This window comes from Nocardioides taihuensis (assembly GCF_042657275.1).
In the GTDB taxonomy this organism is placed as follows: Bacteria; Actinomycetota; Actinomycetes; order Propionibacteriales; family Nocardioidaceae; genus Nocardioides; species Nocardioides taihuensis.
In genome coordinates this window covers 47,412-70,452 of sequence record NZ_JBHSKD010000030.1, presented here as the reverse complement: position 1 = coordinate 70,452, position 23,041 = coordinate 47,412, and the positions used below count along the sequence as shown (strand labels likewise).

At 74.6% G+C, this 23,041-nt stretch carries 28 protein-coding genes and 1 riboswitch; of the genes, 5 read left to right on the top strand and 23 right to left on the bottom strand.

The window, feature by feature from the left end:
* Positions 1-7: 7 nt before the first annotated feature.
* The 3 genes from rpmI to ACFPGP_RS23700 form a co-directional block, all read right to left on the bottom strand.
* The gene (gene rpmI / locus ACFPGP_RS23710) at positions 8-202 is read right to left on the bottom strand and encodes a 50S ribosomal protein L35 (protein ID WP_378594028.1); all 195 of its coding nucleotides are present in this window, start codon (positions 200-202) and stop codon (positions 8-10) included.
* Between the two features lie 80 nt (positions 203-282).
* Positions 283-966 (bottom strand): translation initiation factor IF-3, encoded by a 684-nt coding sequence (infC, locus tag ACFPGP_RS23705; RefSeq protein ID WP_378594051.1) that lies wholly within the window; start codon positions 964-966, stop codon positions 283-285.
* A 274-nt stretch (positions 967-1,240) separates the two neighbouring features.
* Positions 1,241-1,777, bottom strand: coding sequence for an SseB family protein (locus ACFPGP_RS23700; protein ID WP_378594027.1), 537 nt, complete (start codon positions 1,775-1,777; stop codon positions 1,241-1,243).
* 72 nt (positions 1,778-1,849) lie between these two features.
* Here ACFPGP_RS23700 and ACFPGP_RS23695 point away from each other — a divergent pair, with 72 nt between their 5' ends.
* From ACFPGP_RS23695 to ACFPGP_RS23685, 3 genes are read left to right on the top strand one after another with little or no spacing between them, the layout of a single operon-like run.
* Positions 1,850-2,293, top strand: coding sequence for a hypothetical protein (locus ACFPGP_RS23695; RefSeq protein WP_378594026.1), 444 nt, complete (start codon positions 1,850-1,852; stop codon positions 2,291-2,293).
* A complete protein-coding gene (locus tag ACFPGP_RS23690) occupies positions 2,293-3,510 on the top strand; it encodes an amino acid deaminase/aldolase (RefSeq protein WP_378594025.1) in 1,218 nt (405 codons plus the stop codon). Before ACFPGP_RS23695 ends, ACFPGP_RS23690 begins: the two co-directional genes overlap by 1 nt.
* Entirely contained in the window at positions 3,510-4,988 is a 1,479-nt protein-coding gene (locus tag ACFPGP_RS23685; RefSeq protein ID WP_378594024.1) for an aldose epimerase family protein, read from the top strand. Before ACFPGP_RS23690 ends, ACFPGP_RS23685 begins: the two co-directional genes overlap by 1 nt.
* On the opposite strand, the gene ACFPGP_RS23680 is transcribed toward ACFPGP_RS23685, so the two are convergent.
* From ACFPGP_RS23680 to ribD, 7 genes are read right to left on the bottom strand one after another with little or no spacing between them, the layout of a single operon-like run.
* Positions 4,985-5,461: a PH domain-containing protein gene (locus ACFPGP_RS23680; protein ID WP_378594023.1), complete on the bottom strand. Its 477-nt coding sequence runs from the start codon at positions 5,459-5,461 to the stop codon at positions 4,985-4,987. The genes ACFPGP_RS23685 and ACFPGP_RS23680 overlap by 4 nt on opposite strands.
* Positions 5,445-6,311, bottom strand: coding sequence for an ATP phosphoribosyltransferase (gene hisG / locus ACFPGP_RS23675; protein WP_378594022.1), 867 nt, complete (start codon positions 6,309-6,311; stop codon positions 5,445-5,447). Before hisG ends, ACFPGP_RS23680 begins: the two co-directional genes overlap by 17 nt.
* A gap of 24 nt (positions 6,312-6,335) precedes the next feature.
* Entirely contained in the window at positions 6,336-6,599 is a 264-nt protein-coding gene (locus ACFPGP_RS23670; protein ID WP_378594021.1) for a phosphoribosyl-ATP diphosphatase, read from the bottom strand.
* A gap of 11 nt (positions 6,600-6,610) precedes the next feature.
* Positions 6,611-7,093, bottom strand: a complete 483-nt coding sequence (gene ribH / locus ACFPGP_RS23665; protein WP_378594020.1) for a 6,7-dimethyl-8-ribityllumazine synthase — start codon at positions 7,091-7,093, stop codon at positions 6,611-6,613.
* The gene (locus tag ACFPGP_RS23660; protein ID WP_378594019.1) at positions 7,093-8,334 is read right to left on the bottom strand and encodes a bifunctional 3,4-dihydroxy-2-butanone-4-phosphate synthase/GTP cyclohydrolase II; all 1,242 of its coding nucleotides are present in this window, start codon (positions 8,332-8,334) and stop codon (positions 7,093-7,095) included. Before ACFPGP_RS23660 ends, ribH begins: the two co-directional genes overlap by 1 nt.
* Positions 8,324-8,941: a riboflavin synthase gene (locus ACFPGP_RS23655; RefSeq protein ID WP_378594018.1), complete on the bottom strand. Its 618-nt coding sequence runs from the start codon at positions 8,939-8,941 to the stop codon at positions 8,324-8,326. The genes ACFPGP_RS23660 and ACFPGP_RS23655 overlap by 11 nt, the downstream gene beginning before the upstream one ends.
* Positions 8,941-10,005 carry a bifunctional diaminohydroxyphosphoribosylaminopyrimidine deaminase/5-amino-6-(5-phosphoribosylamino)uracil reductase RibD gene (gene ribD, locus ACFPGP_RS23650; protein ID WP_378594017.1) on the bottom strand — a complete coding sequence of 355 codons (1,065 nt, stop codon included), beginning with the start codon at positions 10,003-10,005 and terminating at the stop codon, positions 8,941-8,943. Before ribD ends, ACFPGP_RS23655 begins: the two co-directional genes overlap by 1 nt.
* 81 nt (positions 10,006-10,086) lie before the next feature.
* Positions 10,087-10,216, bottom strand: a riboswitch (FMN riboswitch).
* Between the two features lie 220 nt (positions 10,217-10,436).
* Between ribD and ACFPGP_RS23645 the strand changes: the two genes are divergently transcribed.
* A complete protein-coding gene (locus ACFPGP_RS23645) occupies positions 10,437-10,802 on the top strand; it encodes a hypothetical protein (protein ID WP_378594016.1) in 366 nt (121 codons plus the stop codon).
* Between the two features lie 28 nt (positions 10,803-10,830).
* On the opposite strand, the gene rpe is transcribed toward ACFPGP_RS23645, so the two are convergent.
* A complete protein-coding gene (gene rpe / locus ACFPGP_RS23640; RefSeq protein WP_378594014.1) occupies positions 10,831-11,493 on the bottom strand; it encodes a ribulose-phosphate 3-epimerase in 663 nt (220 codons plus the stop codon).
* An 11-nt stretch (positions 11,494-11,504) separates the two neighbouring features.
* Positions 11,505-12,509 carry a non-homologous end-joining DNA ligase gene (gene ligD, locus ACFPGP_RS23635; protein ID WP_378594012.1) on the bottom strand — a complete coding sequence of 335 codons (1,005 nt, stop codon included), beginning with the start codon at positions 12,507-12,509 and terminating at the stop codon, positions 11,505-11,507.
* A gap of 49 nt (positions 12,510-12,558) precedes the next feature.
* On the opposite strand from ligD, the gene ACFPGP_RS23630 reads away from it, so the two are divergent.
* Positions 12,559-12,690, top strand: coding sequence for a hypothetical protein (locus tag ACFPGP_RS23630; RefSeq protein WP_378594011.1), 132 nt, complete (start codon positions 12,559-12,561; stop codon positions 12,688-12,690).
* Positions 12,691-12,719: 29 nt separating this feature from the next.
* On the opposite strand, the gene ACFPGP_RS23625 is transcribed toward ACFPGP_RS23630, so the two are convergent.
* The 11 genes from ACFPGP_RS23625 to mihF form a co-directional block, all read right to left on the bottom strand.
* Positions 12,720-13,688 (bottom strand): hypothetical protein, encoded by a 969-nt coding sequence (locus tag ACFPGP_RS23625; protein WP_378594009.1) that lies wholly within the window; start codon positions 13,686-13,688, stop codon positions 12,720-12,722.
* Positions 13,689-13,848: 160 nt separating this feature from the next.
* Positions 13,849-15,195, bottom strand: a complete 1,347-nt coding sequence (locus ACFPGP_RS23620) for an RsmB/NOP family class I SAM-dependent RNA methyltransferase (protein ID WP_378594007.1) — start codon at positions 15,193-15,195, stop codon at positions 13,849-13,851.
* Positions 15,188-15,616 carry an MmcQ/YjbR family DNA-binding protein gene (locus ACFPGP_RS23615; protein ID WP_378594006.1) on the bottom strand — a complete coding sequence of 143 codons (429 nt, stop codon included), beginning with the start codon at positions 15,614-15,616 and terminating at the stop codon, positions 15,188-15,190. Before ACFPGP_RS23615 ends, ACFPGP_RS23620 begins: the two co-directional genes overlap by 8 nt.
* Positions 15,613-16,557 carry a methionyl-tRNA formyltransferase gene (gene fmt / locus ACFPGP_RS23610; protein ID WP_378594005.1) on the bottom strand — a complete coding sequence of 315 codons (945 nt, stop codon included), beginning with the start codon at positions 16,555-16,557 and terminating at the stop codon, positions 15,613-15,615. Before fmt ends, ACFPGP_RS23615 begins: the two co-directional genes overlap by 4 nt.
* A gap of 4 nt (positions 16,558-16,561) precedes the next feature.
* On the bottom strand, positions 16,562-17,107 hold the full coding sequence (gene def / locus ACFPGP_RS23605) for a peptide deformylase (RefSeq protein WP_378594004.1): 546 nt from the start codon (positions 17,105-17,107) through the stop codon (positions 16,562-16,564).
* Positions 17,108-17,143: 36 nt separating this feature from the next.
* Entirely contained in the window at positions 17,144-19,180 is a 2,037-nt protein-coding gene (locus ACFPGP_RS23600) for a primosomal protein N' (RefSeq protein ID WP_378594003.1), read from the bottom strand.
* 67 nt (positions 19,181-19,247) lie between these two features.
* Entirely contained in the window at positions 19,248-20,438 is a 1,191-nt protein-coding gene (gene metK / locus ACFPGP_RS23595; protein ID WP_378594001.1) for a methionine adenosyltransferase, read from the bottom strand.
* Between the two features lie 9 nt (positions 20,439-20,447).
* Positions 20,448-21,707 (bottom strand): bifunctional phosphopantothenoylcysteine decarboxylase/phosphopantothenate--cysteine ligase CoaBC, encoded by a 1,260-nt coding sequence (gene coaBC / locus ACFPGP_RS23590; RefSeq protein ID WP_378594000.1) that lies wholly within the window; start codon positions 21,705-21,707, stop codon positions 20,448-20,450.
* A 23-nt stretch (positions 21,708-21,730) separates the two neighbouring features.
* Positions 21,731-22,060, bottom strand: coding sequence for a DNA-directed RNA polymerase subunit omega (gene rpoZ, locus ACFPGP_RS23585; RefSeq protein WP_378593999.1), 330 nt, complete (start codon positions 22,058-22,060; stop codon positions 21,731-21,733).
* Between the two features lie 9 nt (positions 22,061-22,069).
* The gene (gene gmk / locus ACFPGP_RS23580; protein ID WP_378593998.1) at positions 22,070-22,693 is read right to left on the bottom strand and encodes a guanylate kinase; all 624 of its coding nucleotides are present in this window, start codon (positions 22,691-22,693) and stop codon (positions 22,070-22,072) included.
* Positions 22,686-23,021 (bottom strand): integration host factor, actinobacterial type, encoded by a 336-nt coding sequence (mihF, locus tag ACFPGP_RS23575; protein ID WP_378593997.1) that lies wholly within the window; start codon positions 23,019-23,021, stop codon positions 22,686-22,688. The genes gmk and mihF overlap by 8 nt, the downstream gene beginning before the upstream one ends.
* Positions 23,022-23,041: the final 20 nt, after the last annotated feature.

Below are 23,041 nucleotides of genomic sequence, written 5' to 3'. Positions count from 1 at the left end.
GGCGCTCTCAGCGACCCAGCAGCTTCTTGGCCCGCTTGACGTCGGCCTTGGCCACCTCGGTGGTGCCGGACATCCGGCGGGTCACCTTCGAGGGCTTCTTCTCGAGCTTGTGGCGCAGACCCGTCTTCTGGCGGCGGATCTTGCCCGAACCGGTCACGCGGAAGCGCTTGCCGGCACCCGAGTGGGGCTTGTTCTTGGGCATGTCTGGTGTCTCTCCTTCGTTGCTGCCCGGCGCGACGGGGCGCGCGGGGCTCGACCGGCAGGCTGGCCGGGTGGTCTGGGTCAGGCGTCGATCTCGGGGTCGAGGTTCTCGGAGCGACCCCGCTCCTTCTTCTGCGCGACGGCGTGGCCGGCGTTGTGGGCGACGCGCTCCTCGCGCTCCTCGGCCTCGGCAGCCGCGCGGGCGGCCATCCGGGTCTCCTTCTCGGCGGCCATCTCGACCTTGGCCTCCGCCTTCTTCTTGTGCGGGCCGAGGACCATGATCATGTTGCGGCCGTCCTGCTTGGGCGCCGACTCCACGAAGCCGAGCTCCTGGACGTCCTCGGCCAGCTTCTGCAGCAGCCGGAACCCGAGCTCGGGGCGGTGCTGCTCGCGACCGCGGAACATGATCGTGATCTTCACCTTGTCCCCGGCCCGGAGGAACCGCACGACGTGACCCTTCTTGGTCTCGTAGTCGTGCTGGTCGATCTTCGGGCGGAGCTTCATCTCCTTGATGATCACGTTGGTCTGGTTCCGCCGCGCCTCACGGGCCTTCTGGGCGTTCTCGTACTTGAACTTCCCGTAGTCCATGAGCTTGCAGACGGGGGGTCGTGCGGTCGGCGCCACCTCGACGAGGTCGAGGTCCGCCTCCTGGGCGAGCTTGAGTGCCTGGTCGGTCGGCACGATGCCGACGGTCTCGCCGTTGGGACCGACGAGACGGACCTCGGGAACCCGGATCCGCTCGTTGATGCGCAGCTCGGTGCTGATGTGTCCTCCAGTGTGTTCGTGGGCCGGGAGACTGCCCCCGAAATGGAGAACGGCTCCCGCTGGTGCTCAAGCGGAAGCCAGTCGCGACACGTCTCCCCCGGGGGGACGTGCCACCGGTGCCGCGGGACGCCCGGGGGCGGACCGTGGTCCGGGACCGGACCCGACGACCTGCTGCGGCCGGTGCGGGTGGGAGGCGTGTGCTGCTGACCTCCGCTTGTGGATCTGCCCGGTCGCGAACGGCCGGACTGATCGGTCAACGAGCGATGCTAGCCGCTCATTCCCCCGCCGGTCGAATCCAGACGGCGCGATCGCCCACCCGGGCCGGCTGCCAGCCGGCCGCGAGCGCAGTCAGGTCGTCGCCCTCGACCACGAACCGCACCGGACCGGCGAGGTCCACCACGAGGGCGTCGGCGCCGTCCTGGACGGCGGCCAGGGCGGCCGTCGGGGCGGTCACCGGCACCGGCCGGGCGTCGGCCTGCCACGCCTGCAGCGGCCCGGTGCCGGTGAACCCCAGCAGCGCGGTGCGCCCGTCGCGGCCCGTGAGGAGCACGGTGGCCATGTCACTGGACTTGTCGTGCGCGAGCCCCGCCTCGTCGACCTCGACCTCGTCGGCCACGGCGACGACGGGGACGAGCAGGCGGGCGTCGCGCAGCGCCGCCAGCGCGTCGGCGTACGACGCCTCCCCGCGCTCCCAGGCGGCGAGCACCGCGGCCAGGGCGGGGTCCGCAGCGCCGGTGTCGCCCGGGAAGCCCGGGTCGGGGATCCGCGACCCCTCGAAGCGCGGGTCGGGGGCGGGCTGGCGTGGTTCCACGGCTCGATTCTCGCCCCGGACACCAGTCCGCCGGAGCACCGGCCCCTGCTGACGGTGTGCGACGCTGGGGGTGTGGACGACGTCACCTGGGCGGCCCTGGCCTGGACGCTGACCCTGCTGGGCGGCATCTGGACCTGGTTCGCCTACCGCCGCCGTGGCCTCGGGGCCGGTCTGCGCGGCGCGGGGCTCACCCTGCTGCCGGTCTCCCTGTGGCTGACCGGCACGCTCGAGCTCGTCACCGACATCGGCAGTGCCGTCACCGACTGGGCCACGCACCTCGTGCTCAGCCCGGCGGTGTGGCTCGGCCTCGGTCTCGGCGGGCTCGGCATCGTGCTGCTCGTGGTCGGCGGGATCGTGCGTGACCGCCAGCTCGCCGCCGCCTCCGGGACGCAGCAGGTGGGCGGCGCCGGCAGCACGCCGGCCGTCGGCCGCGGCCGTGACGCACGCGCGGAGCCGGCGGTCGACCCCGAGATGGCCGAGATCGAGGCGCTCCTGCGCAAGCGGGGCATCTCCTGATGCCGCCGGCGGACCTCCCCCGCGACGCGCTGGGGGCCCGGCTCGACGCGGCCGTCGCCACCCTCCCCGAACCGCCGCCGACGCCCGTGCTCGTCGTCGACCTCGACGCCTTCGACACCAACGCCGACGACCTCGTACGACGGGCGGCGGGCAAGCCGCTCCGGCTCGCGTCGAAGTCCGTCCGCGTTCCGGCGCTGCTCCGCCGTGCGCTGGAGCACGACGGCTTCTCCGGCATCCTCGCCTTCACGCTCCGCGAGGCCCTGTGGCTGCACGAGGAGGGCGTGAGCGACGACCTGGTCGTCGCCTACCCGACCGTGGACCGCCCGGCGGTCGCCGCGCTCGGCTCGTCCGCGGCCGCGGCCGGCGCCGTCACGCTGATGGTCGACGACGTCGCGCACCTCGACCTCGTCGCGGCCGCGTGCCCGTCCCCCGCTGCGCCGTTCCGGGTCGCGATCGACGTCGACGCGGGGCTGCGGGTCGGCGGGCAGCACGTCGGGCCCAAGCGCTCGCCGCTCTACGACCCCGGGGCCGTCGTCGACCTGGCCCGCGAGGTGCTCCGTCGTCCGGGCTTCCGGCTGGTCGGGATCATGACCTACGAGGGCCAGATCGCGGGAGTGCCCGACGAGGTCCCGAGCCGGCGCGCCCGGTCCATGCTGGTGCGGCGGCTCAAGTCGGCCTCCATCACCCAGCTGGAGACGCGGCGGGCCGAGATCGCCGCGGCGATCGGCGGGCTCGTCGACCTCGAGTTCTGGAACGCCGGCGGCAGCGGCTCGGTCGAGACCACCACGCTCGACCCGGCCGTGACGGAGGTCGCGGCCGGCTCCGGGCTGCTGGTGCCGACACTGTTCGACCACTACCAGTCGTTCCGTCCCCGGCCCGCAGCCTTCTTCGGCCTGCGTGTCGTCCGACGTCCCTCGCCGCAGGTGGCGACCGTGCACGGCGGCGGCTTCGTGGCCTCGGGTGCCGCGGGCAAGGACCGGCTGCCGAGCCCGTGGGCGCCCTCCGGGCTGCACCTGACCGGGCTCGAGGGCGCCGGCGAGGTGCAGACGCCGCTCACCGGCCCCGGCGCCGCCCGGCTGCGCATCGGCGACACCGTGTGGTTCCGCCACGCGAAGTCGGGCGAGCTGTTCGAGCACGGCACCGAGGTCCACCTCGTCTCCGGCGAGGCCGTGACCGCCACCGTGCCCACCTACCGCGGCTGCGGCCGGTCGTTCTGATGACCGGACCGGACGTCGCTGCGCAGGTGCTGGAGCTGGCCCACGCCCGTCCCCCGACGCTCGGGCGCGGGCGTCTGGTCTGCGTGGACGGCCCGGCGGGCTCGGGCAAGACCACGCTCGCCTCCGCGCTCGCGCTGCTCGACCCCCGCGCGGTCGTGGTCCACATGGACGACCTCTACGCCGGTTGGGACGGCCTGCCGGGCGTGGCCGACCAGCTCGACGGTCTGCTGCGTCCCCTGGCGGCGGGACGGCCGGGCAGCTACCGCCGGTGGGACTGGCACGCCGGCCGCTTCGCCGAGACCGTCGAGGTGGCACCGACGGACCTGCTGGTCCTCGAGGGCGTCGGCGCCGGCAGCGGGTCGGTCGCCGACCTGGCGACCGTGCTGGTGTGGGTGGACGCGCCGCACGAGGCGCGGATGCGGCGCGGGCTCGAGCGCGACGGCGAGGCCTTCGCACCGCACTGGGAGGCCTGGGCCGCGGCCGAGGAGGCCCACTTCGGCGCCGAGGGCACCCGCGAGCGGGCCGACCTCCGCCTCGACGGCGCGGCCCCCGCTCCCCTGCCGCCGACCGGGGCCCAGCACCGCATCGCCCACGGCGCATACGCCGCCGTGGTCACCGAGACCGGCGCCACCCTGCGCTCCCTGACCCACGAAGGCCAGCCGCTGGTCGACGGGTTCGGCGAGGACGAGCTGCCCGGCAAGGCGCGCGGACAGCTGCTGGTGCCGTGGCCCAACCGGGTGCGCGACGGCCGCTGGTCGTTCGGCGGCCGCGACCACCAGCTCGCGCTGAGCGAGCCCGACCGGGCCAACGCCATGCACGGGCTGGTCCGCTGGGGCTCGTGGTGGCCCGGCGCCCGCGGCCCGGCGTCGGTCACGCTGCACCACCGGCTGCCCGCCCAGCGCGGCTACCCGTGGATGCTCGACCTGGCGGTCACCTACGCGCTGGGCACCGATGGCCTCACCACGACCCTGGCGGCGACCAACCGGTCGGCCGCCCCCGCGCCGTACGCCGCGGGGGCGCACCCCTACTTCCGCGTCGGCGACGGCCTGGTCGACCGGCTGTCGCTGCGCCTGCCGGCCCGTACCCGCGCACTGCTCGACGACCGGATGATCCCGGTGGGGCGCGAGCCGGTCGCGGGCACGGCGTACGACCTGACCGCGGGGCGGGTGATCGGTGACCTGGCGCTCGACGACGCCTTCACCGACCTCGTCCGCGACGGGCACGGCCGGGCGACGGCCGAGCTGCGCGACCCCTCGACGGGGGCGGGTGTGGCGCTCTGGGTCGACGAGCACCACCGGTGGCTGCAGGTCTTCACCGCCGACGACCACGGCGAGCGGGCACGGCACCACGTGGCCGTCGAGCCGATGACGGCGCCGGGCGACGCCCTGCGCACCGGTGACGACCTGGTCGTCATCGATCCCGGCGCGACGTTCACGGTGCAGTGGGGCGTGCGGGCGCTGCCACCGCGCGGGAGCTAGCCGGAGTTCGCCGGACCAGACGTAGCCCGGGCGAGGACCGCCCGGAGCTCGCGCACCTGGGTGCGGGCGCGGGTGCCGTCGGAGCCCTGGATGCCCATCGCCGAGGCGCTGGTGCCGTCGGCGAGGTCGAGCACCGCCCACGGGGCACCCGGGGGGAGGCTGATCGCGACGACCTCGGCCCACTCGTACTCACGGCGCCGGTAGCCGTTGACCACGACCAGCCGCTCGGCCGTGGCGACCACGCGGGAGCGGGCCAGGGCGAAGCCGGCGGCGTAGAACATCGCGCCCAGCCCGACGATCGTGATCAGCTCGAGGGGGTTGAACCGTGCCCTGACGTCGGCGTCGAAGCCGAACCAGGCGAACGCGCACACGGCGAACAGGGCGGCGCCGAAGACCGCTCCGGCCAGCCGGACGCCGAGCGGGCGCCAGGTGTGCGGGAGGTCCACGGCGGGCGGGTCAGAGGCGGCAGGCATGGATGTCGGTCACCAGGATGCCCCGGGCACCGAGGTCGTAGAGGTCGTCCATCAAGCGCTGCGAGCCGGCTCGCGGCACCATCGCGCGGACGGCGACCCAGCCGTCGCGCCGCAGCGGCGCGATCGTCGGGCCCTCGATGCCGGGCGTCAGGGAAACGGCAGCGGCCACCTGCTCCTCGGCGATGTCGTAGTCCATCATCACGTAGCTGCGGGCCACGAGGACGCCCTCGAGCCGGCGCTGGAAGACCTCGAGCCCGCGCGGCCGCTCGCCGCCCCGGGTGATCAGCACGGCCTCGGACTCGAGGATCACCTCGCCGAACACTTCGAGGCCGGCGGCCCGCAGCGTGCTGCCGGTCTCCACGACGTCGGCGATCACGTCGGCCACGCCGAGCTGGATGCTCGTCTCCACCGCGCCGTCGAGCCGGACGACCTGGGCCTCGATGCCGTGCTCCTCCAGGAACCGCCGCACCACCCCGACGTACGACGTGGCGATGCGGAGGCCGGCCAGGTCGCCGAGGGCGTCGTAGCGGCCGCGCGGGCCGGCGAAGTGGAAGCGGCTGCGGCCGAAGCCGAGCGCCAGCACCTCGTCGGCCTTGGCGCCGGAGTCGAGCAGCAGGTCGCGGCCGGTGACGCCGACGTCGAGCGTCCCCTCCCCGACGTACAGCGCTATGTCGCGCGGGCGGAGGTAGAAGAACTCCACGCCGTTCTCGGCGTCGACGAGCGCGAGCTCCTTGGAGTCCTGACGCTGGCGGTAGCCGGACTCGCGGAGCATCTCGGCGGCCGCCTGCGACAGCGAGCCCTTGTTGGGGACGGCGATCCGCAGCGGGCGGTCGTCCGGGGAGGTGGTCATCGGGTGCTTCCTGGCGGCGGGGTGTCAGAGGTGGGCGTAGACGTCGTCGAGGTCGAGTCCGGTGGCGAGCATCAGCACCTGGGCGTGGTAGATCAGCTGGCTGATCTCCTCGGCGGCGCGCTCGCGGCCCTCGTGCTCGGCGGCCATCCACGACTCGGCGGCCTCCTCGACGAGCTTCTTGCCGATGGCGTGCACGCCGGCGTCGAGCTGCGCGACGGTGCCGGACCCCTCGGGCCGGGTGCGGGCCTTCTCGCTCAGCTCCGCCCAGAGCCCCTCGAACGTCTTCACGGAGATCCAGCCTACGGGTAGCCGCGGCGGACCCCGCGCAGCGTCTGTGCCGTGACCAGGGCGGCCGACGCGGCCTCGTAGCCCTTGTCCTCGCGCGAGCTGTCGAGGCCGGCGCGATCAAGGGCCTGCTGCTCGTCGTCGCAGGTGAGCAGGCCGAAGCCGACGGGCACCTGGGCGTCGAGCGCGACGCGGGTCAGGCCGTCGGTGGCGGCGTTGCAGACGTAGTCGAAGTGGGGGGTGCCGCCGCGGATCACCACTCCGAGCGCGACCACCGCGTCGTACTGCGCGGCGAGGGCGGCAGCGACAACGGGCAGCTCGAAGGCACCCGGCACCCGCACCAGCACGGGCGCCTCGACCTTGTAGTCCTTGCAGGCGCGCTGCGCGCCCGCCACCAGGCCGTCCATGACCCGGGTGTGCCACGACGCGGCCACGATCGCGACCCGCAGGTCGTGGCAGTCGACCGGGCGCTGGTCGGGGGCTCCGTCTCCGCTCATCACACGTCTCCGTTCGAGGCGACCCCGAGGTGGGGCAGGTCGTGCCCCATCCGGTCGCGCTTGGTCAGCAGGTAGGCGAGGTTGTGGTCGTTGGGGTGGGGGGTCAGCGGGACCCGCTCGGCGACGGGGACGCCGAAGTCCTCGAGGTTCCTCACCTTGTCGGGGTTGTTGGTCAGCAGCCGCACCGACCCGACCCCGAGGTCGCGCAGCACCTGCGTCGCCGTCCCGTAGTGGCGGGCGTCGGCGGGCAGGCCGAGGTCGAGGTTGGCGTCGACGGTGTCGCGGCCGCCGTCCTGGAGCTGGTAGGCCTGCAGCTTGGCGACCAGGCCGATCCCCCGGCCCTCGTGGCCACGGAGGTAGACCACGACGCCGCGCCCCTCGGCGACGATGCGCGCGAGCGCCTCGTCGAGCTGGGGGCCGCAGTCGCAGCGGTGGCTGCCGAACACGTCGCCGGTCAGGCACTCGGAGTGCACACGCGTCAGCACCGGCTCCGGCCCGGTGACGTCGCCGTGGACGAGGGCGATGTGCTCGGAGCCGTCGACGGTGATCCGGTAGCCGTACGCCGTGAAGTCGCCGTGGCGGGTGGGCAGCCGGGTCTGCGCGACCCGCTCGACGAGCGTCTCGGTGCGCCGGCGGTAGCGGACCAGGTCGTCGATCGAGATCATCGCCAGACCGTGCTCGTCGGCGAACGCGCGCAGCTCGGGCCCGCGCTTCATGGTGCCGTCGTCGTTGACCACCTCGACCAGGACGCCGGCCGGGGTCAGACCGGCGAGGCGGGCCAGGTCGACCGCGGCCTCGGTGTGGCCGCGACGCACCAGCACGCCGCCCTCGCGGTAGCGCAGCGGGAACACGTGCCCGGGGCGGGTGACCTCCCACGGCTCCGTGGCCGAGTCCGCGAGCACCCGGACCGTGTGGGCGCGGTCGGCCGCGGAGATGCCCGTCGTGACGCCGTCACGGGCGTCCACGGAGATCGTGTAGGCCGTGCGCAGCCGGTCCTTGTTGTGCGGGGTCATCAGCGGGATCTCGAGCCGGTCGAGCATCGCGGCCGGCATCGGCACGCAGATCACCCCGCTGGAGTGGCGGATCGTGAACGCCATCAGCTCCGGAGTCGCCTTGGACGCCGCGAAGATGATGTCGCCCTCGTTCTCGCGCTCCTCGTCGTCGACGACGATCACGGCGCGTCCGGCGGCGATGTCGGCGATGGCGCGCTCGACGGGGTCGAGCCTGATCTCATGCGTCATGCTGCTGCTCCTTCTGCAGGCGGCTCTCGAGCAGCCGCTCCACGTGCTTGGCGAGGACGTCGACCTCGAGGTTGACGCTGTCGCCAGCCTGCTTGCGGCCCAGCGTGGTGCGGGCCAGGGTCTCGGGGATCAGGCTCACGGTGAAGCGGTCGCGCCCGGCCTCCACCACCGTCAGGCTGACGCCGTCCACCGTGACCGAGCCCTTGTCGACCAGGTAGCGGTCGAGCCCCGCGGGCAGCGAGACCTCGACCACCTCCCAGTGCTCGCTGGGCGTGCGGGACACGATCGTGCCGACGCCGTCGACGTGGCCCTGGACGATGTGCCCGCCCAGCCGCTTGTCGGCGGTGACCGCACGCTCGAGGTTGACCGGGTCGCCGGGCCGCACCCCCCGCAGGGAGGTCTTGTCGAGCGTCTCCTGCATGACGTCGGCGGTCCACTGCCGGTCGTCGTGCTCGACGACGGTGAGGCAGCAGCCGTTGACGGCGATGGAGTCGCCCGGGTGGGCGTCGGTGAGCACGAGCGAGGCGCCGATGGTCAGGCGGACGGCGTCCCCCTGGTCCTCGACGTGCTCGACGGTGCCGAGCTCCTCGACGATGCCGGTGAACATCAGGACTCCTCCGGGGTCGTGGTCGCGTCGGGCTCCACCGACGGTCTGAGCGTGAGGCGGACGTTGGCGTCGGCGCCGGAGCCGACGACGGCCGCGGACACGAGGTGCAGGTGGCGGGCGTCGGCGATGGTGGTGATGCCGAGGTCGCCCACGGCGCTGCGCCCGGCGCCGAGCAGCATCGGCGCGACGTACGCCACGACCTCGTCGACCAGGCCGGCTGCCAGGAACGAGGCGGCCAGGGTCGGTCCGCCCTCGAGGAAGACGTGCTGGCGGTCGCGGGCGAAGAGCGTGGCGAGCGCCTCGTGGGGGTCACGCGTGCGCAGCAGCACGGTCTCGGCGCTGCCGTCGAGGACCCGGCGCCCGGGGTCGAGGTCGCGCAGGCCCATCACCGCCCGGAGCGGCTGCCGTGGCAGCGGCTGGTCGGTCTCGTCGCGCACCGTCAGCGCGGGGTCGTCGACCTCGACGGTGCCGGTGCCGACCAGCATGGTGTCGCACAGCCCGCGCAGGCGGTGGGTGTCGAGTCGTGCCGCCCGGCCGGAGACCCAGCGGCTGGTGCCGTCGGCGGCGGCGCTGCGGCCGTCCAGGGTGGTCGCGAACTTCCAGGTCACGAACGGCCGTCCGTGCTCGACCGCGAACGTCCACGACCGGTTGAGGGCGCGGGCCTCGTCGGCGAGCAGCCCGCCCTCGACCTCGACGCCCGCGGCGCGGAGGGTCTCGGCTCCCCCGGCCGCCGCGGGGTTGGTGTCGGGCTGCGCGAACACGACCCGTCGTACGCCGGCGGCGAGCAGGGCCTCGGCGCACGGACCGGTGCGTCCGGTGTGGTTGCAGGGCTCGAGCGTGACGACGGCGGTGGTCCCGCGGGCGGCCTCGCCCGCCTCGCGGAGGGCGTCGACCTCGGCGTGCGGCGACCCGGCGCCACGGTGGAAGCCCTCGGCCACCTCCTCGCCGTCAGGGGCGAGCAGCACGCAGCCGACGCGCGGGTTGGGACCGAGCGGGACGCCGGGCGTCGCCGCGAGCGCGAGCGCGCGCCGCATCGCCGCACGCTCTGCGTCGGTGAACGTCATCGAACCTCTCCCGGGTCTCGTCGGCGACGGAGTCGCGGACCCGGGGGTTGCGGACCGGCGCCGTCGACGACGGCACCGCCCACGCGTGCGCTTCCCATCCGGACTTTGACCGTCGGTCCAGGAGTTCCACCTGGTCAACCGGTCACTGGCTGTGACCGGGTCGCGGACTATCACCGCCGGTGCGGAATTTCACCGCCCCCAGAGCACGCGAGCTCGTTGCTGGCTCTTGCTGGGGACCAGCGTGCCACACCGGGGCACGGCCGCGGGAGCGCGCGCGGCATGAAGCCGGTCACGCCGGTGCTTCCGTCCATGCCGATGTCTGCTCGCTTGCGCCGGCCCCGAAGCCCGAGGAGGGTGGAAGCACCACCACGCGTGAGGCCGGGCTCCGCATCAGGTCGGCGGGGCGTCCGGTCCGAGGGAAGGAACCGGACATGCCCCTGACCCACCGACATCCCGGGCTGAGCATCACCGAGCTCGCCGTCGACCCCGCGCACGTCGGCCGCACCACCTACCCCGTCCGCCTGCGGCTCTCGCGGCGACTCGCGCCGCACGAGACCGAGGCGCTCGAGGCGCTGCTGAGCGACGCCACCGTCGAGCAGCAGTCCATCCTGCTCGACGAGACCTGTCTCGAGGACGTGGCCCGGGAGATCGAGACGTGGAACCGTGCGGTCGAGCGCGCCGAGCGCATCGCGGAGGAGCGCTCGGGTGCCGACGTCCGCCACGTGACCGAGGCCAGCGACCAGGTCCTCAAGGAGCACCGCGGGCGTGGGACCACCCCGGAGTCCTACATGCACTGAGCGCGTCGTCAGCCGGCGCGGCTCGCGGTCACGGTGCCGCGGCCTCCGCCGCCTCGCGCAACCGCGTGACCATCGCGTCGGGGTCGTCGGCGGAGTAGACCGCCGAGCCCGCGACGAAGACGTCGGCGCCCGCCTCGGCGCAGCGCTCGATGGTCTCCAGCGAGACCCCGCCGTCGACCTGGAGCCAGGTCTCGACGCCGTGCCGGGCGAGGAGCTCACGGGTACGCCGGATCTTGGGCAGGCAGAGGTCGAGGAACTTCTGCCCGCCGAAGCCGGGCTCGACCGTCATCACCAGCACCATGTCGAGCTCGGGCAGGAGGTCGGCGTAGGGCTCGATCGGGGTGGCCGGCTTGAGGGCCATCGCGGCGCGCGCGCCGTGGGAGCGGATCTCGCGGGCCAGCCGCACCGGGGCCCGGGCCGCCTCGACGTGGAAGGTGACCGAGCCGCAGCCGGCCTCGACGTAGGCCAGCGCGTTGCGGTCGGCGTCCTCGATCATCAGGTGCGCGTCGAGGGGGACGTCAGTGGCGCGGGCGAGCGCCTCGACCATGGTCGGCCCGAAGGTCAGGTTGGGCACGAAGTGGTTGTCCATCACGTCCACGTGCACCCAGTCGGCGCTCGGGATCCGGGCCACCTCGGCCGCGAGGGCGCCGAAGTCGGCGTTGAGGATGCTCGGCGTGATCTGGATGCCCACGGGCGGTGAGTCTAGGGCGTGGGGCTCCCCGGACCCCGCGTCCGGGCCGGCGCTCCCTCTCCGGCCGGGTCGGGGACCTCCTTGCCCTCCCGCTCGTCGCGCTCGGCCCACGCCAGCAGCGGCGCGATGTCGAAGACGTGGTCGTCGATGTCGGCGTGCAGGTCGCCGAGCTCGGCGAACCGCGCCGGGACGCTGAAGATCGTGAAGTCGCGGGGGTCGGCGTCGTCGACCTCGTCCCACCGGATCGGCGTGGAGACGCGCGCGTCGGGCAAGCCGCGCACCGAGTACGCCGCGGCGATGGTGTGGTCACGGGCGTTCTGGTTGTAGTCGACGAACAGCTGGTGGGGGTCGCGGTCCTTGGTCCACCAGGTGGTGGTCACGTCGGGGCTGCGGCGCTCGACCTCGCGGGCGAACGCGAAGGCCGCACGGCGTACGTCCTGGAAGCCGTGGTCGGGCGGGATGCGGACGTAGACGTGCATCCCCTTGCTGCCGCTGGTCTTGGGGAAGCCGACCGCCCCGAGCTCGTCGAGCACCTCGTGCACGACGTGCGCGACCCGCCGCACGGCGGCGTAGTCGCAGAGCGGGCCGGGGTCGAGGTCGATCCGCCACTCGTCGGGCTTCTCGGTGTCGTCGCGGCGGCTGTTCCACGGGTGGAACTCGACCGTCGACATCTGCACCGCCCAGATCACGCTGCCGAGTTCGGTCACGCACAGCTCGTCGGCGGTGCGGTTCCAGCGCGGGAAGTGGAGCCGGACGGTCTCCACCCAGGGCGGCGCGCCGGCCGGGAGCCGCTTCTGGTGCACCTTGTCGCCGGCCAGTCCCCTGGGGAACCGGTGGAGCATGCACGGCCGCTCGAAGAGCGCGTTGACGATGCCGGGCCCCACCGCGAGGTAGTACTCGACCAGGTCGAGCTTGGTGGCGCCCGACTCCGGGAAGTAGACGCGGTCGGGGTTGCTCACGCGCACGACGCGGTCGTCGACCTCGATCTCGACGGCGGGCGGCTTCGACGACGGCACGGACCCGACGCTAGCGCGGAGTGTCACCGCAGCGCCGTAGCCTGCCCGCGTGGACGTCGACCAGCCGCCCGTCGTGCGCGTCGCGGCGCGCGAGGACCTCCCCGGCGAGATCAGACGCTGCCTCGAGCGCTGCATCTTCCGAGACCTCTACCGACTCCTCGAGCACCCCACCGCGGCTTGACGAACCAGAGGAGCGTCCGCCCCGGGAGCTCAGCGGGGACGGACGGTCACGGCGCCGGAGACGCTCGCGTCGGCGTAGCCGGTGTCGGGCGCCGACCAGCGGTACTGCGTGCGCACGGTGGGCTCCACGGTCGTGCGCACGTAGCCGTCGCGGTCGGCCTCCACCGGGTCGCCGACCGCCTGCCACGCGGACTCGCCGGCAGCGAGGGCCTCGAGCTGCAGGGCGGTGCCGGCGGGCTCGCCGGCGGAGTCGAGGGTGGCGCCCGTCAGGGTGACCGGGCCGCCCGGGGGGACCCGGTCGCCCGACGCTGAGATGGTGGTGCTGAGCACCAGCCCCTCGACGTCGTAGGTCGTCACCGCGCCGGGGCTGCCGACCTGCAGGGCGTCGAACGAGAACGCCGTCCCGTCGCACCCGAGGCCGGCCAGCAGGTAGCCGGGGCCGTCGCCGTGGGCGCGGGTGAAGGCCGTGGTGGTGGCGGTGCCGGCGGCCTCGACCACGCGGCCGGTCAGCGCGTCGACCTTCTGCCACTCGTACGCCGCCCCCGCGGCGTCGACGTAGCCCCAGCCGGGGGACGCCTGCAGCGGGGCACGGCCGACCCAGACCTGGCCGACGTCGACCCCGGGGGCGACGTACCAGACCCAGGCCACACCGACCCCGCCCCGGTCGGCGCGGGCGGTGAAGCCCTCGACCGAGGTGGCGGCCACGGAGTCGACGCGGGTGACGGGGCCGGTCGCGGACCCGTCGGCGAGCGGGAGCACGCCGGCGCTGCGGCGCCCGGCGGGCGAGGTGTCGAGGTTGCCGAGCCGCACCAGCGGCGCGGCGCCCGCGCCGTGGTAGAGGTCGGCGCAGCCGAACGTCGTGACGTAGGTGTCCCCCGGCGGGAACGACAGTCCCGACACCACGACGGTCTCGTCGGCAGCGGCGGGCGAGGCGGCGAGGGCGGAGCCCAGTGCGAGGCCGCACGACACCACGGTCGCGAGCACCGCCGACCTGCGCATCGTCCCTCCCCCCGGCTGCGGATCCCTGACGGGACCTCCCACCCATTCCATCCCACGCCAGCGGCAAGGTAAAGCCCAGAACTGGTGACGATCAGGTCATCTTCCGGTCTCGACCAGCCGACCGGTGGGTGACCGCGCGGCGACCCCCCGGTGGACGTCCTCAGCGCCGGCGCAGCAGCGCGAGGAACATCGCGTCGGTGCCGTGCCGGTGCGGCCAGAGCTGCAGCGTGCCGGGGCGCGGCCCTCCGGCGTCGGGCACCTCGGGCAGCAGCGCAGCCGCGTCGTCGGCGTACGCGTCGTCGCGCTCGGCCAGCACCGCGTCGATGACGCCCACGGTCTCGGCGAGCACCGGCGAGCAGGTGGCGTAGAGCACGGCGCCACCGGGGCGGGCGGCGTCGAGGGCCGACCCCAGCAGGGCCCGCTGGAGCACCACCAGCTCGTCGAGGTCCTCGGGGCGCCGCCGCCAGCGCGCCTCGGGACGGCGCCGCAGCGCCCCCAGCCCCGTACAGGGAGCGTCGACCAGCACGCGGTCGAAGGTCGCGGGCGGCCAGGCTGGATGCGTGCCGTCGGCCGCCACCACCCCGAGCACGCCTCCGGAGCCGGCGAGGGACCGGGCCACCAGCGCAGCCCGGTGCGGCGCCCGTTCGGCCGCCAGCAGGCGGGCCCCCGCCTCGTCGGCGAGGCCGGCCAGCAGCGCCGCCTTGCCGCCCGGGCCGGCGCAGAGGTCGAGCCAGGTGCGGTCGTCGCCCTCGACGGCTGCCCGGCCCAGGGCGATCGCGACCAGCTGCGAGCCCTCGTCCTGCACGCCGGCGCGCCCCGCGGCCACGGCCGGCACCTCGCCCGGGTCGCCGCCGTCGAGCACCGCGCCGTACGGCGACCAGCGGGTCGGGGTGCCGCCGAGCTCCTCGCGGGTCGCGCGCCCGGGGCGTGCCACCAGCACCACGTCGGGCGAGACGTTGTCGGCGGCCAGCAGGGCGTCGAGCTCGCCGTGCGCGTCGGTCGCCGCCAACGCCTCGCCGAGCGCGTCGACCACCCAGCGCGGGTGTGCGTGCGCGACGGACTCGAAGCCGTGGGGGTCGGCGGCCGGGTCGGGTGCGACCCGGCGGACCCACGCGTCGAGGTCGTGGCGGGAGACCTTCCGCAGCACCGCGTTGGTGAAGCCGGCCGGGCGGTGGCCGACCCGGGTGCGCACGAGGTCGACCGAGGTGCTGATCGCGGCATGGTCGGGCACCCGCATCGCCAGCAGCTGGTGGGCGCCGAGCCGCAGGGCGTCGAGGACGCCCGGGTCGACCCGGGTGAGCGGGCGGTCGACGCAGGTGGCGAGCACCGCGTCGTAGGTGCCGCGGCGCCGCAGGGTGCCGGCGGCGAGCTCGGTGGCGAAGGCCGCATCGCGCCCCGAGAGCCGGTGCCGCTGGAGCACCGCGGGCAGCACCAGGTTGGTGTAGGCGTCGTCGACGCGCACCGCGGTCAGCACGTCGTACGCCGCGAGCCGGGCGCGGTCAGGCATCGTCGGGCCTGCCGGCCAGGTGCTCGCGCACCAGCCGCTTCGGCGCCTTCGCCGCCCAGGCCTCGGTGATCACCTCGACCAGCTCGTCGCGGTCGATCTCGGCGAGCCGCGACTCCTGCACCAGCACGGCGGGGTAGCCGCGAAAGTGGTCGATGGTGAAGAACGGCGTGGCCGGGTCGGCGACCAGCGCCTCCTTCTCGGCGAGGCCGGGCGTGGTGATCACGAGCAGGTCGTCGTAGGGCTCCCCGGTGTCGGGGTCGATCGCGGTGGGGCCCGGGGCGCGGTACAGCAGGAACCCCCTGCCCTTGCCGCCGCGCGGCACCTTCCAGGTCGGCCGGTCGCCCCACGAGATGCCGAGCTCGGTCTCGGGCAGCGCGGCGCAGATCTCGGCGACGTCGTCGGGGGTGGCGGGGCGGCTCACGCCTCTCCCCCGAACCGCGCGCCGGGCTCGAGCCGCAGGCCACGGGCCCAGTCGGCCGCGGGCATCTCGCGCTTGCCGAAGCCCTTGACCGCGCCCAGCCGGACCGGGCCGGTGCCGGTGCCGACCAGCACGTCGCGCTTGCCCACGCGCAGGTCTCCGGGCGCCAGGGGGCCGGCCTCCGGCTGCGTGGCCACCGGCTCGACCGGGCCGAGCTTGACCCGCTCGCCGCCGAACGTCGTCCAGGCGCCCGGGGCCGGGGTGCACGCCCGCACCCGGCGGTCGACGGCGACCGCGGGCTCGCTCCAGACCACGCGGGCGTCGTCCACGGTGATCTTGGGTGCCAGGCTCACGCCCTCGGCCTGCTGGGGCCGCGCCTCGAGGGTGCCGTCCTCGATGCCGTCGAGCGTGGCGACCAGGAGGCCGGCGCCGCCCTCGGCGAGCCGCGCGAGCAGGTCGCCGGCCGTGTCGCGGGGCCGGATCGTCTCGGTCATCACGCCGTAGGTCGGCCCGGCGTCGAGCTCGGGCACCAGCCGGAAGGTCGTGGCGCCGGTGACCTCGTCGCCGGCCCAGATCGCGTGCTGCACGGGCGCCGCGCCGCGCCAGGAGGGCAGCACCGAGAAGTGGAGGTTGACCCACCCGTGGGGCGGGATGTCGAGGGCGGCCTGCGGCACCAGTGCGCCGTACGCCACGACGGGGCAGCAGTCGGGGGCGAGGTCGCGCAGCGCCGCCTGGAAGTCCGGGTCGCGCGGGTGCTCGGGCTTGAGCACGGTGACGCCGAGCTCCTCGGCCCGCAGGCCGACGGGGCTGGCGACGAGGTGGCGGCCGCGGCCCGCGGGGGCGTCGGGCCGGGTGACCACGCCGACGAGCTCGTGGTGCGACGACGCGACCGCCTCCAGCGCGGGGAGCGCGACTTCCGGAGTGCCGGCGAGGACGACGCGCACCGGGTCAGAACCCCAGCCCGCCGGTGGCGTGGGGGCTCACGCGCACCGTGGGCTGCTCGAGGCCGAACCAGTCGGCCTGGCGGATGTCGCGCATCGCGGCCTTCCGGGCCTCCGGGTCGAGCTGGTCGATGAAGAGGATGCCGTCGAGGTGGTCGGTCTCGTGCTGGAGTGCGCGGGCGAGGTAGTCGGTGCCCTCGATCACGAGCGGCTCGCCGTGCATGTCGAACCCGCGCGCGACCGCCCGCAGCGCACGGCGGCAGTCGTAGACCAGGCCGGGGATCGACAGGCAGCCCTCCGGACCGTCCTGGACCTCCTCGGAGAGGTCGAGGACCGGGTTGACGAGGTGTCCGACCTCGCCCTCGACCTGCCAGGTGAAGACCCGCAGCCCGACGCCGAGCTGCGGCGCGGCGAGGCCGGCACCGGGGGCGTCGAGCATGGTGTCGGTCAGGTCGGCCACCAGCCGGCGGAGCTCGGCGTCGAAGTCGACGACCTCCTCCGCCCGGCGGCGCAGCACCGGGTCTCCGAACAGGCGGATGGGGCGGACGGCCACGGGCTTCCTCTCAGCGGCTGGGTGGGCGGGTCGAGTCTAGAGAGTGGCCGGGTCGACCTGGACGCGGACGGCGTCGAGCTTGCGCGCCGAACGCACCCGCTGCAGCTCGTGCAGCGCGGCGGAGAGGGCCGGGCCCTGGGCGCGGGGCACGCGGACCACGACGCGGCACTCGCCGTCGGGGAGGTCCACGGGCCCGAGCACCTCGGCCGCCTCCGGCGCCGCGAGCAGGGTGATCGCGTCGTCGACCGCGCCCGGCTCGCCCGTGATCGTGGCCATCCGCGAGGCCGGCGGCAGGTGGGCCTCGACCCGCTGGGTGGTCTCGCGCTCGGCGAAGCCCGCGACGTCCCACCGCACCAGCGCCTGCAGCGCGGGGTGGGCCGGGTCGCCGACGGCCAGCACGCGGCCGCCCGGCGCGACGAGGGCGGCGGCGTTGACCCAGCGACGCAGCGCCTCCTCCTCGGTGCGCAGGTCGGCGCGCGCCAGCGGGAGCCAGGTGTCGAGCAGGACGACTGCGGCGTACCCGCCCTCGGCCACCGGCTCGGCGCCGGGTGTGGCGACCACGATCTCGGGGCGGGCGGCCACCGTGGCGCGGACCCGGTCGTCGCTCGAGGAACGGATCGGGGTGCGGGCGAAGGAGCGGCCGAGCTCCTCAGCGGTGCGGTGGTCGCCGAGCACGGGTGCGCGCAGCCCACGGTGGCCGCAGGTCGGGCAGGCCCAGGCGGGGTCGTCGGTGCCGCACCAGCGGCAGCGGGGCGGGTCGGTCGGCCCACGCAGGGCCAGCGGGCCGGCGCACGCGGTGCAGCGCGCCGGCGTGCGGCAGCGCTCGCACGCCAGGCTCGGCACGTAGCCGGTGCGTGGCGTCTGCACCAGCACCGGGCCGTGCCGCAACCCCTCCTCGATGGTGTCGTGCGCCTGTGCGGGGACCCTCGCGGCCCGGGCGAGGGGGTCGCGGCGCAGCTCGGCGTCGGAGGCCCCGGCGACGGCCACGTGCACGCGCTGGCGCACCAGGTCGCGCGGGGCGGCCAGCTCGTGGGCCCACCCGGAGCGCAGCAGGTAGGCGGCCTCCACGGTGCGCGCGAAGCCGCCGACCAGGACACCGGCGCCCTCGAGCCCGGCGCGGGTGAGCAGCACCTCGCGTGTGTGGGGGTACGGAGCCCGCGGCTCGGCGTGCAGGTCGTCGCCGTCGTCCCACACCACGACCAGCCCGAGGTCGCGTACGGGGGCGAACGCCGCCGCGCGGGTGCCGACCACGACGCGCCGCGCACCCCGGGAGACGGCGAGGAACTCGCGGTAGCGGGCACTCGGCCCGAGGTCGGCGGTGAGCGCGACGTGGTGTCCCTCCCCCAGCACCGCCACGAGCGCGGCAGCCACCCGGTCGACGTCGCGATGGTCGGGCACGCAGACCAGCGCACCGCGCCCCGCGGCGTACGTCGCGGCGCAGGTGTGGGCGATCAACAGCGGCCAGTCGGTGGCGGGGGCGGCGGACCACACCGCGCGCGGCGATCCGCCCGCGGCCAGGTGGTCGAGGAACGCCGCCCCGGGCTCGTGCCCGGCCCAGGCGGATCGCGCCGCGTCGAGGTCGACGACCGGCGCCGGCGCCGGCGGGGACTCCTGCTTCTCCGCGGTCGCGTGCCGCGGCGGCACGGCCAGCCGGAGCACGTCGGAGCGGGTGCCTGCGTAGCGGTCGGCCACGGCCGCGGTCAGGGCCGCGACGGCAGGGGTCAGCACCGGCTCGGCGCTGACCACGCGACGGAGCGGGCTGAGCCGGCCGCCGTGCTCGCTGGTGGCCACCCGCTCGACCACGAAGCCGTCGACGTCCTGGCCTGCGAAGCGGACCCTGACCCGGCAGCCGGGGACCGCGGTGTCGGCCATCGCGGTGGGCACGAGGTAGTCGAAGGGACGGTCGAGGTGGGCCAGCGGCACCTCGACCAGCACCCGCGCCACCGGGTCGGTGGCCGCGGGCTCGACCTCGGTCGCCTTGCGGGCGCGCGTCGCCGCCGCCTTGGCCCGGGAGTCGCGCACCGTCCTGCGCATGCCCGGGAGCAGGTCGGGCTCCGGGGGTCGCTGGGTCACGGGCGCCTGTCTACCAGCGCCCGCCGACCGCCCGCGCAGGGGTCGGGACCCGCCTCGCGCGGAGGGCTCAGGCGCCGACCGCGGCCTTGAGCTGCTCGACCTTGTCGGTGCGCTCCCACGTGAACTCCGGCAGCTCGCGGCCGAAGTGGCCGTAGGCCGCGGTGAGCCCGTAGATCGGGCGCAGCAGGTCGAGCTCCTCGATGATCGCTGCGGGGCGCAGGTCGAAGACCTCGAGCACGGCGCGCTGGATCTCCTCGTCGGACACGGTGCCGGTGCCGAAGGTCTCGATGAAGACGCCGACCGGCTGGGCCTTGCCGATCGCGTAGGCGACCTGCGCCTCGCAGCGCCGGGCCAGGCCGGCGGCGACGACGTTCTTGGCCACCCAGCGCATGGCGTACGCAGCGGAGCGGTCGACCTTCGACGGGTCCTTGCCCGAGAAGGCGCCGCCGCCGTGGCGGGCCATGCCGCCGTAGGTGTCGACGATGATCTTGCGGCCGGTCAGGCCGGCGTCGCCCATCGGGCCGCCGACCACGAAGCGGCCGGTCGGGTTGACCAGCAGCCGGTATCCCTCCGAGGGCAGGTCGAAGGTCTCGAGGACCGGGTCGACGACGTGCTTCTTCACGTCGCCCTCGAGCGTCTCGAGCTCGGTCTCGTCGGAGTGCTGGGTGGAGAGCACGACGGTGTCGATGCGCACCGGGCGGTTGTCAGCGTCGTACTCGATGGTGACCTGGGTCTTGCCGTCGGGGCGCAGGTAGGGAAGCGTGCCGTCCTTGCGTACGGCGCTGAGCCGCTCGGCGAGGGTCTGCGCGATCTTGATCGGCAGGGGCATCAGCTCGGGGGTGTCGTCGCAGGCGTAGCCGAACATCAGGCCCTGGTCGCCGGCGCCCTGCTTGTCCATCGCGTCCACGGAGCCGGAGCGGCTCTCGTGGCCGGAGTCCACGCCCTGGGCGATGTCGCCGGACTGGCCGCCGATGGCGACCATCACGCCGCAGGTGTGTCCGTCGAATCCCTTCGTCGAGTGGTCGTAGCCGATGTCGAGGATCTTCTTGCGGACGACCTGCTTGATGTCGACGTACCCGGTCGTGCTCACCTCGCCCGCGACGACCACCAGCCCGGTGGTCAGCAGGGTCTCCACGGCGACCCGGCTGTACTTGTCCAGGCTCAGCATCGCGTCGAGCACGGCGTCGCTGATCTGGTCGGCGATCTTGTCGGGGTGGCCCTCGGTCACGGACTCCGAGGTGAAGAGACGTCCGGTCATGGCGACACCCTAACCAGCGGGCAGTCGGCGGACGACGGCGTCCCAGATCACGTGGGCCAGCGCGGTCTTCGAACCCCGCGGCACCTCGGTCGCCGAGCCGTCGGCACCGAGCAGCACGGCCTGGTTGTCGGGGCTGCCGAAGACCGCTCCCCCGCTCACGTCGTTGACGACGAGCAGGTCGCAGCCCTTGCGGGCCAGCTTCTCGCGGGCGAGGTCGAGGACCGATCCGGTGTCGTCGCCGGTCTCGGCCGCGAAGCCGACCACGACCGTGCCGGGGCGGGCCCGCTCGGTCGAGATCTCGTGGAGGATGTCGGGGTTCTGCTGCAGGCCGATGCTCGGCGCGGAGCCGTCACCCGCCTTCTTGATCTTGCTGGTGCTGACGTCGGTGGGCCGGAAGTCGGCCGGGGCCGCCGCCATCACCACGGCGTCCGCGCCGGCCGCGGCGCCCACGACCGCGTCGCGCAGCTGGCCGGTGGTCTCGACACGCACCACCTTCGCACCGGCGGGGTCGGGGAGGGCGACGTTCGCACTGACCAGCGTGACCTCCGCGCCCCGCGCGACGGCGGCCCGCGCGAGCGCGTAGCCCTGGAGCCCCGAGGAGCGGTTGCCGAGGAACCGCACCGGGTCGAGGTACTCGCGGGTCCCGCCGGCGGAGACGACGACGTGGCGTCCGGCGAGGTCGAGGTCACCGGCCGCACCGCCGCGGGCGAGCACCTGGGTGCAGATCTCGAAGATCTCGCCCGGCTCGGGCAGGCGGCCCTTGCCGGTGTCGGCGCCGGTCAGCCGGCCCTCGGCGGGCTCGATGACCAGGACGCCGCGCTCACGAAGGGTGGCGACGTTGGCGCGGGTGGCGGCGTGCTCCCACATCTCGGTGTGCATGGCCGGCGCCAGCACCACCGGGCAGCGGGCGGTGAGCAGGGTGGTCGTGAGCAGGTCGTCCGCGACTCCGTGCGCGGCCCTGGCCAGCAGGTTCGCGGTGGCGGGCGCGACGACGACGAGGTCGGCGGACTGCCCGAGGCGCACGTGCGGCACCTCGTGCACGTCGGTCCACACGTCCGTGGAGACGGGCTTGCCGGACAGGGCCGCCCACGTGGGCGCGCCGACGAACTGCAGCGCGGCCTCGGTGGGCACCACGGTCACGTCGTGACCCGACTCGGTGAAGCGGCGGAGCAGCTCGCAGGCCTTGTACGCCGCGATCCCGCCGCTGACCCCGAGGACGACGCGAGGCCGCGCCCCGGACGGGGGCGCGGCCTCGCGACGATCGTTCATCGGACCTCGATCAGACGCCGACGTCACTCACCGGACTGGTACGCCTCGGCGGCGGCGGCGCGGGCGGCCTCCTCCTCGGCGGCCAGCTCGGCCGGGTCGACGTCCTCGCAGGTCAGGAGGTCGTCGTTGATCTCGCGCAGCGCGATCGAGAGCGGCTTCTCCTGGACGTGGGTGTCGACCAGCGGGCCGACGTACTCGAGGAGGCCCTCACCGAGCTGGGAGTAGTACGCATTGATCTGGCGCGCGCGCTTGGCGCTGTAGAGCACCAGCTTGTACTTGCTGTCGGTCTTGGTGAGCAGGTCGTCGATCGAGGGGTTGGTGACACCCTCGGCGGCGATGTGGGGTGCAGACACGCGTGAGCCTCACAGATGGTGGGTGGGGGAATCGCTTCGAAGCGTCATCAAGGCTACCAACTGCTCGGCCGCAGCGTGAACTTCGCGGTTGACGATGGTCTCGTCGAACTCCGCCTCGGCCGCCAGCTCCTCCCGCGCGGTGGCCAGGCGGCGCTCGCGTTCCTCCTCCCCCTCGGTGCCCCGGCCGACCAGGCGGCGCACCAGCTCCTCCCACGACGGGGGGGCCAGGAAGACGAACAGGGCCTCGGGCATGGTCCGCCGGACCTGGCGAGCGCCCTGGAGGTCGATCTCGAGCATCGCGGGTCGGCCGGCGGCCAGGGCGGCGTCGACCGGGCCGCGCGGCGTTCCGTAGCGGTGGCGTCCGTGGACGACGGCCCACTCCAGCAGCTCGTCGGCGGCCACCATGCGGTCGAACTCCGCCTCGGACACGAAGCGGTAGTGCACCCCGTCGACCTCGCCGGGGCGCGGGGCACGCGTGGTGGCGGAGACGGAGATCCAGACCTCGGGGTGGAGCTCGCGGACGGCGGCGGCGACGGTGCCCTTGCCGACCGCGGTCGGCCCGGCGAGGACGACGAGCCGGGAGGGGCCGGACGTGCGCCCGGTCGTCGGCGGGGTCGGGTCGACCTCAGCCACGAGGGGCGTCGGGACGGTCGGCGAACTCGCGCTCGAGCGCCGCCACCTGCTTGGCCCCGAGGCCCCGGACCCGGCGGCTCTCCGCGATGCCGAGCCGCTCCATCACCTGACGGGCACGCACCTTGCCCAGCCCCGGCATCGCCTGGAGCAGGTCGACGACGCGCATCTTGCCGATGACGTCGTTGGTCCCGCCCTCGCGCAGCACGTCGGTGATCGAGGCTCCGGAGTGCTTGAGGCGGTTCTTGACCTCGGCCCGCTCACGACGGGAGGCGGCGGCCTTCTCGAGGGCCGCCTGGCGCTGTTCGGGGGTGAGCGGAGGCAGTGCCACGTTCAGGCCCTTCGACGTTG

Coding starts and splice junctions, on each gene's coding strand:
- rpmI (WP_378594028.1), bottom strand. CDS start 202: ATGCCCAAGAACAAGCCCCACTCGGGTGCCGGCAAGCGCTTCCGCGTG.
- ACFPGP_RS23625 (WP_378594009.1), bottom strand. CDS start 13,688: ATGCGCAGGTCGGCGGTGCTCGCGACCGTGGTGTCGTGCGGCCTCGCA.
- ACFPGP_RS23690 (WP_378594025.1), top strand. CDS start 2,293: ATGCCGCCGGCGGACCTCCCCCGCGACGCGCTGGGGGCCCGGCTCGAC.
- ACFPGP_RS23680 (WP_378594023.1), bottom strand. CDS start 5,461: ATGCCTGCCGCCTCTGACCCGCCCGCCGTGGACCTCCCGCACACCTGG.
- metK (WP_378594001.1), bottom strand. CDS start 20,438: ATGACCGGACGTCTCTTCACCTCGGAGTCCGTGACCGAGGGCCACCCC.
- ACFPGP_RS23660 (WP_378594019.1), bottom strand. CDS start 8,334: ATGACGCATGAGATCAGGCTCGACCCCGTCGAGCGCGCCATCGCCGAC.
- ribH (WP_378594020.1), bottom strand. CDS start 7,093: ATGAGCGGAGACGGAGCCCCCGACCAGCGCCCGGTCGACTGCCACGAC.
- ACFPGP_RS23655 (WP_378594018.1), bottom strand. CDS start 8,941: ATGTTCACCGGCATCGTCGAGGAGCTCGGCACCGTCGAGCACGTCGAG.
- ACFPGP_RS23645 (WP_378594016.1), top strand. CDS start 10,437: ATGCCCCTGACCCACCGACATCCCGGGCTGAGCATCACCGAGCTCGCC.
- ACFPGP_RS23620 (WP_378594007.1), bottom strand. CDS start 15,195: ATGCCTGACCGCGCCCGGCTCGCGGCGTACGACGTGCTGACCGCGGTG.
- ribD (WP_378594017.1), bottom strand. CDS start 10,005: ATGACGTTCACCGACGCAGAGCGTGCGGCGATGCGGCGCGCGCTCGCG.
- coaBC (WP_378594000.1), bottom strand. CDS start 21,707: ATGAACGATCGTCGCGAGGCCGCGCCCCCGTCCGGGGCGCGGCCTCGC.
- ACFPGP_RS23685 (WP_378594024.1), top strand. CDS start 3,510: ATGACCGGACCGGACGTCGCTGCGCAGGTGCTGGAGCTGGCCCACGCC.
- hisG (WP_378594022.1), bottom strand. CDS start 6,311: ATGACCACCTCCCCGGACGACCGCCCGCTGCGGATCGCCGTCCCCAAC.